Here is a 14,481-nt window from a genome sequence, read left to right on the forward strand (position 1 = left end):
GGAGGCGTCCCGGCTACTCGGGGTCGGAGTCCTCGTCGAAGCGGCCCAGGTCGAGCGGTGCGCGGCGGGTCACGCCGCGCAGCACGTCCGGCAGGAGTCTCGCCATCCGCTTGGGGCGGACCGCCTCGGTCGTGGTGGCCAGTTCCTCGACCGACCACCAGTGGTACCCGTAGCGGGCCTCCTCGGTGCCGACCCGGACCCGGCTCGCCTCGCCCGCGCTGAGCCGGGCGAACCGGTACTCCTCGAACTGGTCGAAGCCCCGGCCGTCCACGCTGAACACCGCCTGCCGGGTCCACACCACCGGGCCGAGCCGCTCGGCGGGCAGGGAGAGCGCCGTCTCCTCCCGCACCTCGCGGAGCGCGGCGTCGAGCGGGTGCTCACCCTCCTCCACGCCGCCGCCGACCGTGAACCACCACCGCGCCCCCGCCCGGCGCGGGTCGCGCCCGCAGAGCAGGAGCAGGCGGTCGCGGTCGTCGACCAGCAGGACCCGGGAGGTCCGGCGCTGTTCGAGGGTCACGAGGTACGGTCCTCCGTCAGGAGCTGAGGTGGGCGAAGAGGCGGGTGAGCACGCCGACTGCGGCCGGGCTGTTCATCAGGTGCCGGTTGAGCAGCGGCCGGTAGCCGAAGCGGCTGAAGACCTGCTCGGCGACGGTGTTGCCCAGCTTGTAGTAGCGGTTCCAGCGGCGGTCCACCTCGTTCGGGTAGTTCCGCAGCACCTGCTCGCGGCCCGGTCCCGGCGTCCGGGTGAGGGCCAGGGTCACCGTGTCGGCGGCGATCGCGGCGGCCTCCATGGCCTGGCCGATGCCCTCGCCGGTCCACGGGCTGACCATGCCGGCGCTGTCGCCGATCAGCAGCAGGCCCCGGCGGTACTGGGGGCGGCGGTTGAGGCCCATCGGCAGGGCGGCGCTGCGCAGCGGGGAGTCCTCGGTGGTCTCGTCCAGGTTCCAGTGGGCGGGCAGCCGGCTGATCCACTGGCGGAAGGTGGCGCGCAGGTCGGTGTTGCCGTGCTGGTGGTGCGGGACGCCGCCGAGGCCGAGGTTGACCCGGCCGTCGGCGAGCGGGAACAGCCAGCCGTAGCCGGGCAGGGTGCCGCCGGTGCCGGCGCAGCTGAGGTCGGCCCACAGGTGCAGCAACTCGTCCTTGGCGAAGGCGTCGGTGCGGTAGTAGCGGCGGGCGGCGGTGGCGAGGGGGGTGCGCGGGTCGCGCTGCCAGCCGGTGGCCAGGGCGGTGCGGGCGGAGGCGCCGTCGGCGGCGATGACGATCGGCGCGCGGTAGGTGACCGGCTCGTCGCTGCCGCGGCTGGTGGCGGTGACGCCGACCACCCGGCCGGTGGTGTCGGTGACCGGGCCGGTCACCTTGGTCTCGGTGAGCAGCCGGGCGCCGGAGGCCTGGGCGTGGTTGGCGAGCAGTTCGTCGAAGTCGTGCCGGCTGCGGGTGAGTCCGAAGTCGGGGTACCGGCCGATGGTCGGCCATTCCACGTCCATCTGGCGGCCGTCGCAGTAGAGCCGCATCCCGCGCGAGCGCCGCCAGCCCGGGGTGGTGGTGTCGATGCCCATCCGCAGCAGTTGGTGGACGCCGCGCGGGGTCAGTCCGTCTCCGCAGACCTTGTCGCGCGGGAACGCGTCCTTCTCCAGCAGTAGGACGTCGACACCGGCGCGGGCGAGGTGCACCGCTGCCGACGAGCCGGCCGGGCCGGCTCCGATGACGAGGACCTGTGCGTCGTACTCGGCGGCCATGTCCGCTCCTCCCCGTAAAGGATGATGACATTCTGTCATCGGAGGGGTTCGAGTGGTAGAAGACGCCGCGAGAGATCGCGGCCGACTCTGCGGGGATCGCCTCCCCGCGTCAGCGTCAGGGTCAGGGGACGGTGACGACGACCTTGCCGCGGATGTGCTTCGTGGCGAAGTCGGTGACCGCGGTGACAGCCTCGGCGAAGGGGTACCGGGCGCCGATCTCGACCCGCAGGGTGCCGTCCGCGGCGCGCCGGGCCAGGCTCTCCAGGTCGCCGGGCTCGGGCGTGAAGGAGCCGATGTACACCGGCGACACCTCCCGGCCGAGGTCGGGCGGCCCGTACAGCGGGGAGACCAGGCGTCCGCCGGGCCGGGCCGCCCGTGCGCTCTCGGCCAGGCCGTCGCCGCGGTTCACCAGGTCGACGACCACGTCGACCCCCGCGGGGACGAGGGTCAGGGTCTCCTGCACCACGTCGCGCTCCCGGTAGTCGACGGTGTCGGCCGCGCCGAGCTCCCGGACGTACGCCGCGTCCTGCGCGGTCGCGGTGGCGATCACCCGGGCGCCGAGGGAGTGCGCGAGCTGGACGGCGTACAGGCCGATGCCGCCGGTGGCGCCGACCACCAGCACGCTCTCCCCCGCCCGCAGGCCGACCGCCCGCAGCAGGCAGACCGCGGTCATGCCGGACTCGGGGAGGGCGGCGGCGCGCACCGCGTCCAGGCCGGGCGGCCGCGGGGCGAGCCGGGGTCCGGGTGCGGCCACCGTGTACTCGGCGACCGCGCCCGCCTGGCCGACGAACGCGAGGACGGGGTCTCCGGGCGCGTAGCCGACCACGCCGGCGCCCACCTCCTCGACGGTCCCGGCCACGTCCATGCCGACCACCAGCGGGTGCCGGACCGGGTACAGCTCCCTGGCGGCGCCGGTCACCAGGGCGAGGTCCAGCGGGTTGAGGGCGGCCGCCTCGACCTTCAGCACCAGTTCGCCGGGGCCGGCGGACGGCATCGGCCGGTCGGCGAGGGCGAGGCGGTCGAGCGCCTGGTACTCGGTGGCGACGAGGGCTTTCACGGCGGCTCCCTGACCCGGGGTGGGACGGCGGCCGGGCCGTACGGGTGGAGCACGGCCCGGGGCGGCGGCCGTCCGGACTCCCCCTGGGGCAGGCGGCCGGCGGCGCCGTTCCGTTTCTACGCCACCGGCCGGGACCGGCCGGGGAGGCCGACCGCGCGGCCCTGACGTTCGACACGTTCGGGCCAGCGTGCCACCCTCCGCCTCACGCCTCGGGGGTCACCCCCTCGGCCGTGACCAGGCAGAACGGGTGACCCACCGGGTCGGCGTACACCCGGTAGCCGATCGGCTTGTCCGAGCCCTCCAGCAGGGTCGCGCCCAGCGCGAGCGCCTGCGGCTCGGCCACGTCCAGGTCCTCGACCAGCACGTCCAGGTGCATCTGCGCGGGGCGCTCCGGGTCGGGCCAGCGCGGGGGCCGGAAGTCGGCCACCCGCTGGAAGGTCACCGTCTCGGTGCCCGCCGCGTTGCGGAGCACGACGTACTCGGGCGTGTCCTCGACCCGGGAGAGCGTCAGCAGGTCCTGGTAGAACGCCGCGAGGGCGGACGGGTCGGGGCAGTCGACGACGAGGGAGAACAGACGTCCGATCATGGCGCCCACCCTCGCACCTCCCCGCCGTCCGGCACCAGCCCGACGGCCGACGCTCAGCCGATCGCGGAGCCGGTGACCGGAGCGGAGATCGGCACCGTCCCGCCGGCCAGCCCGGTCCGGACGAACTGCCAGGTCAGACCGTTGATCACGCCCTGTCCCAGCGGGGCGAACGTCGCGAACGCCGGCTTGCTGAGATCGAGGTGGGTGGAGTCGCAGGACGGGCACTTGTCCCTGACCGGCACGGTGATGGACTTGCCCCGGTAGGTGACCTTGACCGAGATGCCCTTGCAGAGCGGGTCGTTGTTCGGGTTGGCGGTGGTCCACCAGCTGTGCGGGACGGCGACCAGCAGCTGCGTGGCGGCGTTGATCTGAGTCCCGCAGGCGCCGAAGCCGGCGTCGTCGTAGTACGTCGCGGTGCCGTTCATCGGCTTGTTGACCGGTATCGCGGCACTCGCCGTACCCGCGCCCAGGGCCAGCATCGCGGCGGCGGCGAGCGGGGCTCCGACCAGGGTGGTGAGCTTTCGGGTGACGCGCATGTTCCCTCCGGTTCTCGAGCGGACGGTGTGGATGGCGTGTCACCGAACCTATGTCGACGCCATGCCACCGGTCCAGACCTCTGACGCGTTGTCATGGACACATGCCGGATGGGTTTGCCGACCCGCACCACCGCGCCACCACCACCCCGCGACCACTCCCCCGTACCGTGACCCCATGACCGATCACGAACGCAACAAGGCCACCGTCAGGGCGTTCTACGAGCTGATGTTCAACGACTGCCGCCCGGCCGAAGCCATCGAGAAGTACGCCGGCGACACCTACACCCAGCACAACCCGCACGTCGGTGACGGCAAGCAGGCCTTCATCGCCTACTTCGAGCGGATGGCCGCCGAATACCCCGGCAAGCGCGTCGAGATCAAACGCGCCTTCGCCGACGGCGACCACGTGATCCTCCACTGCCGCCAGCTCTGGCCCGGCGAGGAGTACGCGGGCATCGACATCTTCCGCCTCGACGACGCCGGCCGCATCGTCGAACACTGGGACGTCCTCCAACTCGTCCCGCCCACCTCGGCCAACGACAACACGATGTTCTGACCCGCTCGGGGCCGGCTGTCGGAGGCTGCTGCGATGATCACCCGCCAGCGACTGGCGTCAGCGGCCGCTGACCAGGTCGGCGGCGCGGGCGACGGCGGAGGTGCGGCCGAGGCCGGCGGACTCGCGGCGGTCGGCGGCGCGGTAGGCGGTGTAGAGGGCGCGGATGCCGAGCCAGCGCAGCGGTTCGGGTTCCCAGCGGCGGACGCGGCGGCCGACCCAGGGCAGCTGGGCGAGGTCGGTGTCCTGGCGGAGGATCAGGTCGCGCAGGGTGCGTCCGGCCAGGTTGGCGCTGGTGACGCCGTGGCCGACGTACCCGCCGGCCCAGCCGAGGCCGGTCGACCGGTCGAGGCCGACCGTGGCGCACCAGTCGCGGGGCACGCCGAGCACCCCGGACCAGGCGTGGTCGATCGGTGTGCCGGCGGTGGCGGGGAACAGCCGGTGGAGCAGGTCGCGCAGCTGGACCTGGGTGACGGCGGGGGTCTCGCCCCGGGTGTCGATCCGGGAGCCGTAGCGGTAGGGGACGCCGCGGCCGCCGATCGCGATCCGGCCGTCGGCGGTGCGCTGCAGGTAGCAGTAGGCGTGGGCCTCGTCGCCGATGAGTTCGGCGCCCTGCCAGCCGATCTCCCGCCAGGTGTCGGGCGGGAGCGGCGCGGTGACGACGAGGCTGCTGTTCATGGGCACCCAGGTGCGGCGGTGGCCGGGCATCCGGGCGGTGAAGCCTTCCAGCGCGCGGACCACCTGGTCGGCCCGGACGGTGCCCTGCCGGCAGACGGCGGCACCGGGCCGGATGTGGGTGACCTCGGTGCCCTCGTAGATCCGCACGCCCATCCGCTCGACGGTGGCGGCGAGGCCGCGGACCAGCTTGGCGGGCTGGATCCGGGCGCAGTGCGGGGTCCACAGGGCGGTGTCGGCACCGGCTATCCGCACCCGGTCGGCGAGGTCGTGCCGGTCGAGCAGGACCATGTCCTCCTCGCCCCAGCCCTCCCGGCGCAGCGCGGGCAGCCGGTCGAGCAGGCGGCGCTGCTGGACGGGGTTGGTGGCGACGGAGAGTTCGCCGTCCTTGCGCAGGTCGCAGTCGATGCGTTCGGCGGCGGCGACGCGGGCGACCTCGTCCACGGTGTCGATCATCGCGCGTTGCATGGCGACGGCCGCCGCCTCGCCGCGGGCGGCGGCGAAGCGGCGGAACTGGCCGGGGAGGGCGGCGGTGAGCCAGCCGCCGTTGCGGCCCGAGGCGCCGAAGCCGGCGAACTCCTTCTCCAGGACGGCGATCCGCAGGTCGGGTTGCGCCTGCTTGAGGTAGTACGCGGTCCACAGGCCGGTGTAGCCGGCGCCGACGATCGCCACGTCGACCTGGAGGTCGCCGGGGAGCGGCGGGCGCCGTTCGGGCAGGGGGGCGCCGGCGTACCAGAAGGAGACCCGGCCGTTGGTGGCGGCGGGGCCGGAGGTCGGCGTCGGGTGCATGGCGGGTGGTTCCTCTGCTCGGGCCTGGGGGTCGGACGGCGTAAGGGGGACGGCCTACTGCTCGCGCAGGCCCCAGGGGCTGTCGTACGCGGTGAGCAGGTCGAGGAAGGGCCCCGGCGGCAGGGCCTCGGGGCCGAGCACGCCGGTGCCGGTCCAGGCGCCGGTGGCGAGCAGTTCCAGGGCGATGACGGGGTTGATCGCGGTCTGCCACACCACGGCCTGGGAGCCGTACTCGCGCATCGACCACTGGTTGTCGACCACGTGGTAGAGGTACACCTCGCGCGGGCGGCCGTCCTTGAGGCCCTTGACCCAGGTGCCGGCGCAGGTCTTGCCGGTCATCCGGTCGCCGAGGCCGGCCGGGTCGGGCAGGCAGGCCGCGACCACGTCACGCGGGGAGACCTGCACGCTGCCGCCGTCCGCTGCCTTGACGGTGACGGGGTCGGTGCGGTCCAGGCCGATGGCGTGCAGGGTCTTCAGCTTGTCGATGAAGTCCTGGCCGAGGCCGTACTTGAAGGTGACCCGCCGGGCGTCGACCCAGCGCGGAACGAGCAGCACCTCCTCGTGTTCGACGTTGACGCACTCCACCGGGCCGATGCCCTCGGGGAAGTCGAACACCTCGGGCTCGCTGAACGGCGCGGTGGTGTACCAGCCGCGGCCCGCCTCGTAGACGACCGGCGGGTTGAGGCACTCCTCGATGGTGGTCCAGATGCTGAACGACGGCGCGAAGTCGTACCCCTCGACGGTCAGGTTCGCGCCGTCGCGGACGCCGATCTCCTCGATCTCGTCGAACAGCTCGTCCGCGGCGTAGCGGGCGAAGACGTCGGACAGGCCCGGCTCGACGCCCATCCCGACCAGGGCGAGCCGGCCGGCCTTCTCCCACTCCCCCGCCTGCTCGAACTGGGCGTCGCCCAGCTTGACGCCGCACAGCTCGTACGGGCGCTCGGCGTGCGGGTGGGACAGCGACATCGCCATGTCCAGGTAGTGCGCGCCGCCCTCGAGGGCCGCCTCGAACAGCGGCATGACGAACCGCGGGTCGGTGGCGTTCAGCAGGACATCGCAGCGCTGCTCGGCGAGCAGCGCGGTGACGGCCGCCCGGTCCGAGGCGTCCACCCGGTGCGCGCTGAACCGTCCGCCCGCCGCGCCCAGGGCGGCCACCGCCGCCTCGGCCCGGGACAGGTCGTAGTCGGCCACCGCCAGGTGGTCGAAGAAGTCGCGTCGGGCGGCGATCCGGGTGATGGCGGTGCCGACGCCGCCGGCGCCCACAAGCAGTACTCGCATGGCGGAACTCATCTCTCTCCCAGGCTCTCGCCTCTCGGTGAGGTGATGAAACCGCCGCCTCGCCGACAGCGTCAATGGCGTTGGCATAAGGTTCACCCCGGAAGCCGAACGCCCCACGGCGGGGTGTCCGGGACGCCGGGAGGAGCGGGCGATGGCCAAGCAGGTGGTACCCGAGTCGGACCGTCGCCGGCGGCGCCCGACCAAGCAGGGCGCGGTCCTCTCCGAGCGGCTGATCGTGGAGACCGCGCTGCGGATGCTGCGCGAACACGGCGCCGGCGGCCTCACCGCCCGTCGCCTGGGCGCCGCCCTCGGCGCCGACCCCAGCACCCTCTACCGCTACTTCACCGGCATGGACGACCTCACCCTCGCCATCGGCGAGGAACTCATCGGACGTGCCCTGAGCGGCTGGACCGCCACCGGCGACTGGCGCCCCGACCTGCGCGAACTCGGCCTGGGCATCCACCGCGCCTACCTCGCCCACCCGCACGCCGCCGTCCTCACCGCCAGCAGGGTCAGCGGACGCCCCCGCGAGCTCGAGGCCGACGAGGCGATCCTGCGCGTCCTGCGCACCGCCGGCTTCCCCGACCCCGCCGCGGTCCGGATCTACCACGCCTTCATCGACCAGAGCCTCGCCTTCGCCGCCCTCGACGCGGCCGCCCTCGCCCTCCCGGCCGCGGCCCGCGCGTCCGACGAGGACATGTGGGAGTCCACCTACGCCCACCTGCCCCCCGACACCCACCCCCACATCGCCGCCACCGCCCCGCTGCTCGCCGCCCGGATGAAGGACAGCGCCTACCCGGCCGCCCTGGACATGCTGCTCGACAGCGCCGGCCTCCAGCTCGCCGCCGCCACCGGGTGACCGCCCTACCCGACCGGCGTCACCCGGAACCCGGGCAACTCCTCCTCCCGGAGGCGATTGCGGGTACGCATCAGAATCCGGCCGAGCATGTTCCTGCCGGTACCGGTCCTGCCGCGGCCCCAGTAGTGGTCGGTGAGGGTGTCCTCGACGATCTCCTCGTCGCCGGTGGACAGCAGGATGCCGCGGATGTCCGCATGCGCCCGGAACTTGCTCGCCACGGCACGGCGCATCACGTCGTCCTTGACACGCTCCCAGTCCCGCCGCAATGGCCTGGACGGATCACGCCCCAGTTCGGCGGCCCGCAGGGGCGTACGGGCCCGACGGATCAGATCGGCATGCCGGGTGCCGATGAACTTCTGGGCCTGGAAATAGTGCTCCGAGGTCGGCCACAGGTGCCCGTCGAGCTCCACGCTGTGCGCGGAGAAGTTCGAGAAGCAGCCGTAGGGGACGTCGTCGGCGCCGTAGAAGTAGATCGTCATTCGACCCTCGTCGCAGGTACGGAACCCGCACGCTCCCAGCCCCCCGGCCACCCCCGCAACCGGTTTCGCCCACCCTTCGCTGTCTCCATCGCCCCCACCGGCGTCACCGGCCCGTGTGTGATCCGCCGGGGCGGCCCGCCGTCGCCGCCCTGAACTCCTTCCCCCGGCCGTTTAGGATCGGTGGCAACCGCCTCCCCGAGCAGGAAGGCGGGTGTCGCCCATGACACCGATGTCCGCCCAGTGGCCGCGTTACGTGCGGGTCGCGCCGTGGCTGCTGATCGTCGGCGGGCTGGTGTGGAACGCCCTCGAACCGGCCGACTACTGGGGCGACCCACTGCTGGCCGCGGCCGCCGTGCTGGCGGGTGCGCTGCTCCCGCTGCGGGACGTGATCGCGGTGGGCGCCGCCAACATCGTCGGGATCCTGGTGCTCACCACCCGCGACGGCTCGCTCGGCACCCGGGCCGGCTGGCTGGAGCTGGCCAACACGCTCTTCGCCGCACTGCTCGGCGTCTGGCTCAACCGCCTGCTCGCGCGCCACGGGCGCCGCCTGGCCACGGTCCGCTCGGTCGCCGAGGCGGCGCAGCAGGCCGTGCTGCCCGATCCCCCCGAGCGGGTCGGCGAGCTCTCCGTGGCGGCCTGCTACCGCGCCGCCCAGACCGAGGCGCTGATCGGCGGGGACGCGTACGCGCTGCAGGACACGCCGTACGGGGTGCGGATGCTGATCGCGGACGTCCGCGGCAAGGGCCTGCCGGCGGTGGCGGCGGTCTCGGTGCTGCTGGGGGCGTTCCGGGAGAACGCCTCGCGCGAGGCCGACCTGGTGGGGCTCGCGGACGCGCTCGAGGGGTCGCTCGGGCGCGAGAGCGCGCACCGCGGCGAGGAGCTGCGGATGGAGGGGTTCATCACCGCGCTGCTGGTGGAGTTCGCCCCGGGGTCGGCGGAGCTGCGAGTGCTGAACTGCGGCCACCCGGGTCCGTACCTGCTGGACGGCGCCGACGGCGGGGTGCGGCGCCTGGACGCCAGCGATCCGGCGCTGCCGCTCGGCATGGGCGCCCTGGGACTGTCGCGGCCGGTGCCGGACGTGTGGCCGTTCGCGCCGGGCCACACGCTGCTGCTGGTCACCGACGGCGTGACGGAGGCCCGCGACGGCGGCGGCACGTTCTACGACCCGGTGACCGGCCTGGCCCCGCTCGGACCGTTCCGGGGGCCGCACGACGCCCTGGACGCCCTGGTCCGCGACGTGGAGCGGTGGACCGGCGGGCCCCGCGACGACGACATGGCCCTCCTCGCCGTAACCCGCCACCGCGCTCCCGCAGCGACCGGCCCGTGACCGGGGCGGCCGTAAATGAGGTAGCGCGTCCTACCCTGGGCGGCATGGGTGTGCCTGCGACGGTGGACGACGACGGCCGGACGGCCGATGAGGACGGCTTCGCGGCGCTGCTCCGGCTGGTGGCCGGGCGCGGCGTCGTGGTGCTGAGCGGCGCGGGGCTGTCCACCGAGTCGGGCATCCCCGACTACCGGGGCGCCACCGGCAGCCGACGGCGCGGCACGCCCATGACCTACCAGGAGTTCACCGGCAGCGAGTCGGCCCGCCGCCGTTACTGGGCCCGCAGCCACGCCGGCTGGCACACGATCGCCCGGGCCGAGCCCAACGCCGGGCACCTCGCGGTCGAGCAGCTGCGCCGCTCCGGCCACGTCTCGGCGGTCATCACCCAGAACGTGGACGGTCTGCACCACGCCGCCGGCACCCGCCACGCGGTCGAGCTGCACGGCGGCCTCGACCGGGTGGTCTGCCTCGACTGCCGGCGCACCACCGCCCGCGAGGAGCTCGGCCGGCGGCTGGAGCAGCTGAACGGCGGGTTCCGGGAGGCGGGCGCGGTCCTGCGGCCGGACGGGGACGCGGAGCTGCCGCAGCAGCTGGTGGACGGGTTCCGGGTGGCGCCGTGCGAGGCCTGCGGCGGGGTGCTCAAGCCGGACGTGGTCTTCTTCGGCGAATCCGTGCCCAAACCACGGGTCCAGCACTGCTTCGAGCTGGTGGATGCCGCTCAGGCGCTGGTGGTCCTCGGCTCTTCGCTCACCGTGATGTCCGGTCTGCGCTTCGTCCGCCACGCCGCCCGCACCGGTACCCCGGTCGCCATCGTCAACCAGGGTCCGACCCGCGCCGACGACCTCGCCGCCACCCGCCTCGACCTGCCCCTCGGCCCCACCCTCACCGATCTCGCCCACCGCGTCCGCACCACCCCAGGACCCTGCCTCTGATCGGTACGTCGGGTACAGGGTCGTACGGGGTCAGGACTCCGGGGTGGTGAAGGTCAGACCGCCGGCGGCGAGACGACGACGGCCCGGGGCCGCGGTAGCCGGCTCCTCCGGGGCCGGGGGCAGGAAGAGGGACCGGTCCACCGGTGGGAGCGGGCGGCGGTCCCCGGTGGCGGGGCGGTGGGCGGCCGGCGCGGCGGCGTTCGGCAGGCCCAGCGGGCGGCGCTGATCGGTCATGCGGGCCAGTCTTCACCACCCCGCCCCGGTTGAACATCCCGGGCGGTCATCGGTTCGCCGACTCGATCCCGTGACCCGGCGTCAGGCCAACCCCGCCCTGGCGCTCTTCACGCACCGGGAAGCCGCAACCCAATCCCAAAGAACCCGTTGACACTTCGAGATGTCAAAGTATTCTTTGACATATGGAGATCAGCGATCCCAAGGCGATCCGGGCCCTGGCCCACCCGCTCCGGCTCGACCTGCTGGAGCTGCTGACCGCCACCGGCGCGGCCACCGCGGCCCGGTGCGGACGCTCCCTGGGCACCTCGCAGGCGAGCTGCTCGTTCCACCTGCGCCAACTCGCCAAGTACGGCTTCGTCGAGGACGCCGGTCCCGGCCGGGACCGACGCGAACGCCTCTGGCAGGTGCCGGACCCGACCCGGCCGATCCGCATCGCGGCGGCCGAAAGCCCGGCACTCAGGCAGGAGTTGGAGCACCTGGTGATCGAGCGGCAGATGCACGCGATCCTGGCGCACGCCGATCGGCGGGACGCCGAGTCCACCGCCTGGCGCCGCAAGGCGGGCATCGTCACCGCGCTCGCGGTGCTCTCCGCAGAGGAGGCCGCCGACCTGCGCGAGCAGTGGAAGGCACTCCTCGCGCCGTACGTCGAACGGACCAGGAACAGCGGCAACACCCGGCACCGGCCCGGGCAGCACCACGTCCGGTACTTCATGGCGGCGACACCGCTGCCGGATCTCGAATCGGGGGAGAATCAGGATGAGTCCGACCACTGACCGCACGATCGACTTCACCACCGGCGCGCCCGTCGCGGGCTCGCTCGACGTCGCCTGGGTCCATGGCGCGGCCGGTGAGCCGAACCTCCAGGTCCACCACTACGACGAGCACACCGTCATCCTGCGGCAGAGCAAGCGGGTCACCTACGAGGCGCCGTTCCTGTTCCTGCTGTTCGGCGAGGAGCGGGCCCTGCTGCTGGACACCGGCGCCACCGAGGACGCGGAGCTGTTCCCGCTGCGCGCCACCGTCGACCGGCTGATCGACCAGTGGCTGGAGCGGCACCCGCGCGAGGGGTACGGCCTGGTCGTCGCGCACACCCACGGGCACGGCGACCACGTCGCGGCCGACGCCCAGTTCGCCGACCGGCCGCAGACCGCGGTGGTGGCCCGCGAGCCCGAGGCGGTACGGGACTTCTTCGGCTTCGGCGACGGCTGGCCGACCGGCGCGGTCACCTTCGACCTCGGCGGCCGGGTGCTGGACATCCTCGGCTCCCCGGGCCACCACGCCGCCGCGATCACCTGCTACGACCCGTGGACCGGCATCCTGTTCACCGGCGACACCGTCTACCCCGGGCGCCTGTACGCCTTCGACTTCCCCGCCTTCCGGGCAACCCTGGACCGGCTGGTCGCCTTCGCCGAGACCAACCCCGTCACCCATGTCCTCGGCTGCCACGTGGAGATGAAGCGCCGCCGGCGCCGCGACTACCCGATCGGCGCCACCTACCAGCCGGCCGAGCACCGACTCGAGTTGACCTCCGCCGACCTCGCCGCCGTCCGCGACGCCGCCCACGCCGTCGCCGGACGCAAGGGCATCCACCGCTACGACAACTTCGTGATCTTCAACGAGCCGGGCAAGGCCGACCAGCTCCGCCTGCTGGCGCGCGGCCGTCTCCACCAGGCCCTCGCGAAGCTCACCCGCCGCAACTGACACCCGCCGAACCGGCAACGGCCTGCCAGGGACGTGGAGTTCACCCCACCCCGGCAGGCCGCGGCCGCGTCGGCGAATCGTCAGACCACCAGCCCGGTCGCACCGTAGCCGAGCGCCCGGGACGGCGTCTGGGCGTCGACCGCCTGGCCGGGGTCGGGCCGCCAGTCGGCCATCAGCGTCACGCCCGGCTCAACCAGGTCCATCCCCTTGAACCAGGAGGTCATCGTCTCCCGGTCCCGGACGTACAACTGCTGCCCCACACCGACCCGGTACGCCTCCGTCATCCGGCCCACCTGGGCCCGGGTCTCGGGGTCGGCGAGGTCCTGCGAGAGATGGGAGATGGCGATGTAGCTGCCGGGAACCACGGCGTCGCGGTAGGCGGCGACCAGGCCGGCCGGGTCATCCTCGTCCTCGACGAAGACCAGGAGGCCGCCCATCAGGATGCCGACCGGTCGGCTCAGGTCGATCAGTTCACGGACCGCGGGGTGCGACCAGATCTGCTCCGGCTCGCGGCCGTCCGCCTCGATGATGGCGGCCAGCGGCACCTCGGCGAGGATCTCCTCACCGTGCAGGACCGCCGACGGCTCGTGGTCGACGTAGACGACCCGGGCCTGCGGATTGCCGGCGTGCGCGACCTCGTGGACGTTGTTCACCGTCGGCAGGCCGGACCCCAGGTCGATGAACTGGTCGACGCCCTGCGCCAGCAGGAAGCGCACGGTCCGGCGCAGCCAGTCCCGGTTGGCCCGGGCGAGCAGGTCGACGCTGGGCAGCATCGCCTTGATCCGCTCCGCCTTCTCGCGGTCCACCGCGAAGTTGTAGAGCCCGCCCAGGTAGTAGTCGTAGATCCGTGCGATGTTGGCGACGTCCACGTCGGCCGTCGGCCGCGGGGTGGCGGTGGTCATGAGGGGCCCTCACCTCAAACGGGAGCACACCACACCGGCGCGCCCGGACACCGCCGGATCCTATCCACTGTTTTCCGGACACGTGGCCGAACAAAGGATATTGACGACGCGTCAGGTCTGGCGCCAGGACTCCCGAGTGGCCGAGCACGACGTTGCATCCCCGTCCTGCGCCTGCACTCAACCGGCCGCGACCGCGCGCGGGCAGGTCACCTGCGCGGGGCGCCGGCCCCGTTCAGCTCGGACTGGGCGCGGCCGAGGCCGGCGGTGACGAGGGTTTCGACGGCGTCGGCGCAGCGGTCCAGGAGGGTGGGGAGGGTCTGCTGCTCCTCGGGGGTGAAGGCGGCGAGGACGAAGGAGCCGACGGTGGTTCCCTTGGGCGGGCGGCCGAGGCCGAAGCGCAGGCGCAGGTAGTCCCGGGTGCGCAGCGCCGCGTTGATCGAGCGGGCGCCGTTGTGGCCGGCGGGGCCGCCGCCGCGCTTGAGGCGGGCGACTCCGAACGGGAAGTCCAGGTCGTCCTGGACGACGAGCAGGCGGTCGACCGGGATCCCGTGCCTGCGCAGCAGGGCGGCGACCGGGCGGCCGGAGAGGTTGATGAAGAGCTGGGGTTTGGCCAGAACCACCTGTCGTCCGCCGATCTCGATCTCGGCGACGCGGGAGCGCAGGCCGTGCCTGCGGAAGCGGGCGCCGTGGCGTTCGGCAAGCCGGTCGACGACCAGGAAGCCGGCGTTGTGCCGGGTGCCGGCGAACCAGCGGGTCGGGTTGCCCAGTCCGGCGATCAACCAGCGGTCCTCGGCCGTCGTCACGGGAATCGTCCTCCTCGGGTGCGGTGCTGGGGCCGAC

General features: G+C 73.4%; 17 protein-coding genes. 6 read left to right on the plus strand and 11 right to left on the minus strand.

The features are described 5' to 3' along the window. Positions 1-13 precede the first annotated feature (13 nt). From FHR36_RS21530 to FHR36_RS21550, 5 genes are all read right to left on the minus strand, one after another. Positions 14-517, minus strand: coding sequence for an NUDIX hydrolase (locus FHR36_RS21530; RefSeq protein ID WP_253799796.1), 504 nt, complete (start codon positions 515-517; stop codon positions 14-16). Positions 518-533: 16 nt separating this feature from the next. Continuing rightward, positions 534-1,736 carry a geranylgeranyl reductase family protein gene (locus tag FHR36_RS21535; RefSeq protein WP_253799797.1) on the minus strand — a complete coding sequence of 401 codons (1,203 nt, stop codon included), beginning with the start codon at positions 1,734-1,736 and terminating at the stop codon, positions 534-536. A gap of 121 nt (positions 1,737-1,857) precedes the next feature. Then, positions 1,858-2,793 carry an NADP-dependent oxidoreductase gene (locus FHR36_RS21540; RefSeq protein ID WP_253799798.1) on the minus strand — a complete coding sequence of 312 codons (936 nt, stop codon included), beginning with the start codon at positions 2,791-2,793 and terminating at the stop codon, positions 1,858-1,860. Between the two features lie 202 nt (positions 2,794-2,995). Continuing rightward, positions 2,996-3,379 carry a VOC family protein gene (locus tag FHR36_RS21545; RefSeq protein WP_253799799.1) on the minus strand — a complete coding sequence of 128 codons (384 nt, stop codon included), beginning with the start codon at positions 3,377-3,379 and terminating at the stop codon, positions 2,996-2,998. Between the two features lie 53 nt (positions 3,380-3,432). Beyond that, on the minus strand, positions 3,433-3,915 hold the full coding sequence (locus FHR36_RS21550; protein ID WP_253799800.1) for a cysteine/serine endopeptidase inhibitor: 483 nt from the start codon (positions 3,913-3,915) through the stop codon (positions 3,433-3,435). 175 nt (positions 3,916-4,090) lie between these two features. Here FHR36_RS21550 and FHR36_RS21555 point away from each other — a divergent pair, with 175 nt between their 5' ends. Next, on the plus strand, positions 4,091-4,471 hold the full coding sequence (locus FHR36_RS21555) for a nuclear transport factor 2 family protein (protein ID WP_253799801.1): 381 nt from the start codon (positions 4,091-4,093) through the stop codon (positions 4,469-4,471). A gap of 57 nt (positions 4,472-4,528) precedes the next feature. On the opposite strand, the gene FHR36_RS21560 is transcribed toward FHR36_RS21555, so the two are convergent. Then, a complete protein-coding gene (locus FHR36_RS21560; RefSeq protein WP_253799802.1) occupies positions 4,529-5,932 on the minus strand; it encodes an NAD(P)/FAD-dependent oxidoreductase in 1,404 nt (467 codons plus the stop codon). A gap of 54 nt (positions 5,933-5,986) precedes the next feature. Continuing rightward, positions 5,987-7,210 carry a saccharopine dehydrogenase family protein gene (locus tag FHR36_RS21565; protein ID WP_253799803.1) on the minus strand — a complete coding sequence of 408 codons (1,224 nt, stop codon included), beginning with the start codon at positions 7,208-7,210 and terminating at the stop codon, positions 5,987-5,989. A 151-nt stretch (positions 7,211-7,361) separates the two neighbouring features. Between FHR36_RS21565 and FHR36_RS21570 the strand changes: the two genes are divergently transcribed. Beyond that, positions 7,362-8,069, plus strand: coding sequence for a TetR/AcrR family transcriptional regulator (locus tag FHR36_RS21570; RefSeq protein ID WP_253799804.1), 708 nt, complete (start codon positions 7,362-7,364; stop codon positions 8,067-8,069). 5 nt (positions 8,070-8,074) lie between these two features. Here FHR36_RS21570 and FHR36_RS21575 read toward each other — a convergent pair whose 3' ends face one another. After that, the gene (locus FHR36_RS21575) at positions 8,075-8,548 is read right to left on the minus strand and encodes a riboflavin biosynthesis intermediates N-glycosidase (protein WP_253799805.1); all 474 of its coding nucleotides are present in this window, start codon (positions 8,546-8,548) and stop codon (positions 8,075-8,077) included. Between the two features lie 220 nt (positions 8,549-8,768). Here FHR36_RS21575 and FHR36_RS21580 point away from each other — a divergent pair, with 220 nt between their 5' ends. After that, a complete protein-coding gene (locus tag FHR36_RS21580) occupies positions 8,769-9,875 on the plus strand; it encodes a PP2C family protein-serine/threonine phosphatase (RefSeq protein WP_253799806.1) in 1,107 nt (368 codons plus the stop codon). A 44-nt stretch (positions 9,876-9,919) separates the two neighbouring features. Next, entirely contained in the window at positions 9,920-10,804 is an 885-nt protein-coding gene (locus tag FHR36_RS21585; protein ID WP_253799807.1) for an NAD-dependent protein deacetylase, read from the plus strand. Positions 10,805-10,834: 30 nt separating this feature from the next. On the opposite strand, the gene FHR36_RS21590 is transcribed toward FHR36_RS21585, so the two are convergent. Continuing rightward, positions 10,835-11,038 (minus strand): hypothetical protein, encoded by a 204-nt coding sequence (locus tag FHR36_RS21590; protein WP_253799808.1) that lies wholly within the window; start codon positions 11,036-11,038, stop codon positions 10,835-10,837. A 182-nt stretch (positions 11,039-11,220) separates the two neighbouring features. Here FHR36_RS21590 and FHR36_RS21595 point away from each other — a divergent pair, with 182 nt between their 5' ends. Both FHR36_RS21595 and FHR36_RS21600 read left to right on the plus strand, forming a co-directional pair. Continuing rightward, positions 11,221-11,811, plus strand: coding sequence for a helix-turn-helix domain-containing protein (locus tag FHR36_RS21595; RefSeq protein WP_253799809.1), 591 nt, complete (start codon positions 11,221-11,223; stop codon positions 11,809-11,811). Then, positions 11,795-12,739, plus strand: a complete 945-nt coding sequence (locus FHR36_RS21600) for an MBL fold metallo-hydrolase (protein ID WP_253799810.1) — start codon at positions 11,795-11,797, stop codon at positions 12,737-12,739. Before FHR36_RS21595 ends, FHR36_RS21600 begins: the two co-directional genes overlap by 17 nt. 80 nt (positions 12,740-12,819) lie before the next feature. Here FHR36_RS21600 and FHR36_RS21605 read toward each other — a convergent pair whose 3' ends face one another. Together FHR36_RS21605 and pth are read right to left on the minus strand one after the other, a co-directional pair. Beyond that, complete coding sequence (locus FHR36_RS21605; protein WP_253799811.1) at positions 12,820-13,641, minus strand: SAM-dependent methyltransferase; 822 nt, start codon at positions 13,639-13,641, stop codon at positions 12,820-12,822. Positions 13,642-13,847: 206 nt separating this feature from the next. Beyond that, positions 13,848-14,444: an aminoacyl-tRNA hydrolase gene (pth, locus tag FHR36_RS21610; protein ID WP_253799812.1), complete on the minus strand. Its 597-nt coding sequence runs from the start codon at positions 14,442-14,444 to the stop codon at positions 13,848-13,850. Positions 14,445-14,481: the final 37 nt, after the last annotated feature.

Origin of the sequence: Kitasatospora cinereorecta (assembly GCF_024172095.1) — a bacterium.
In the GTDB taxonomy this organism is placed as follows: Bacteria; Actinomycetota; Actinomycetes; order Streptomycetales; family Streptomycetaceae; genus Kitasatospora; species Kitasatospora cinereorecta.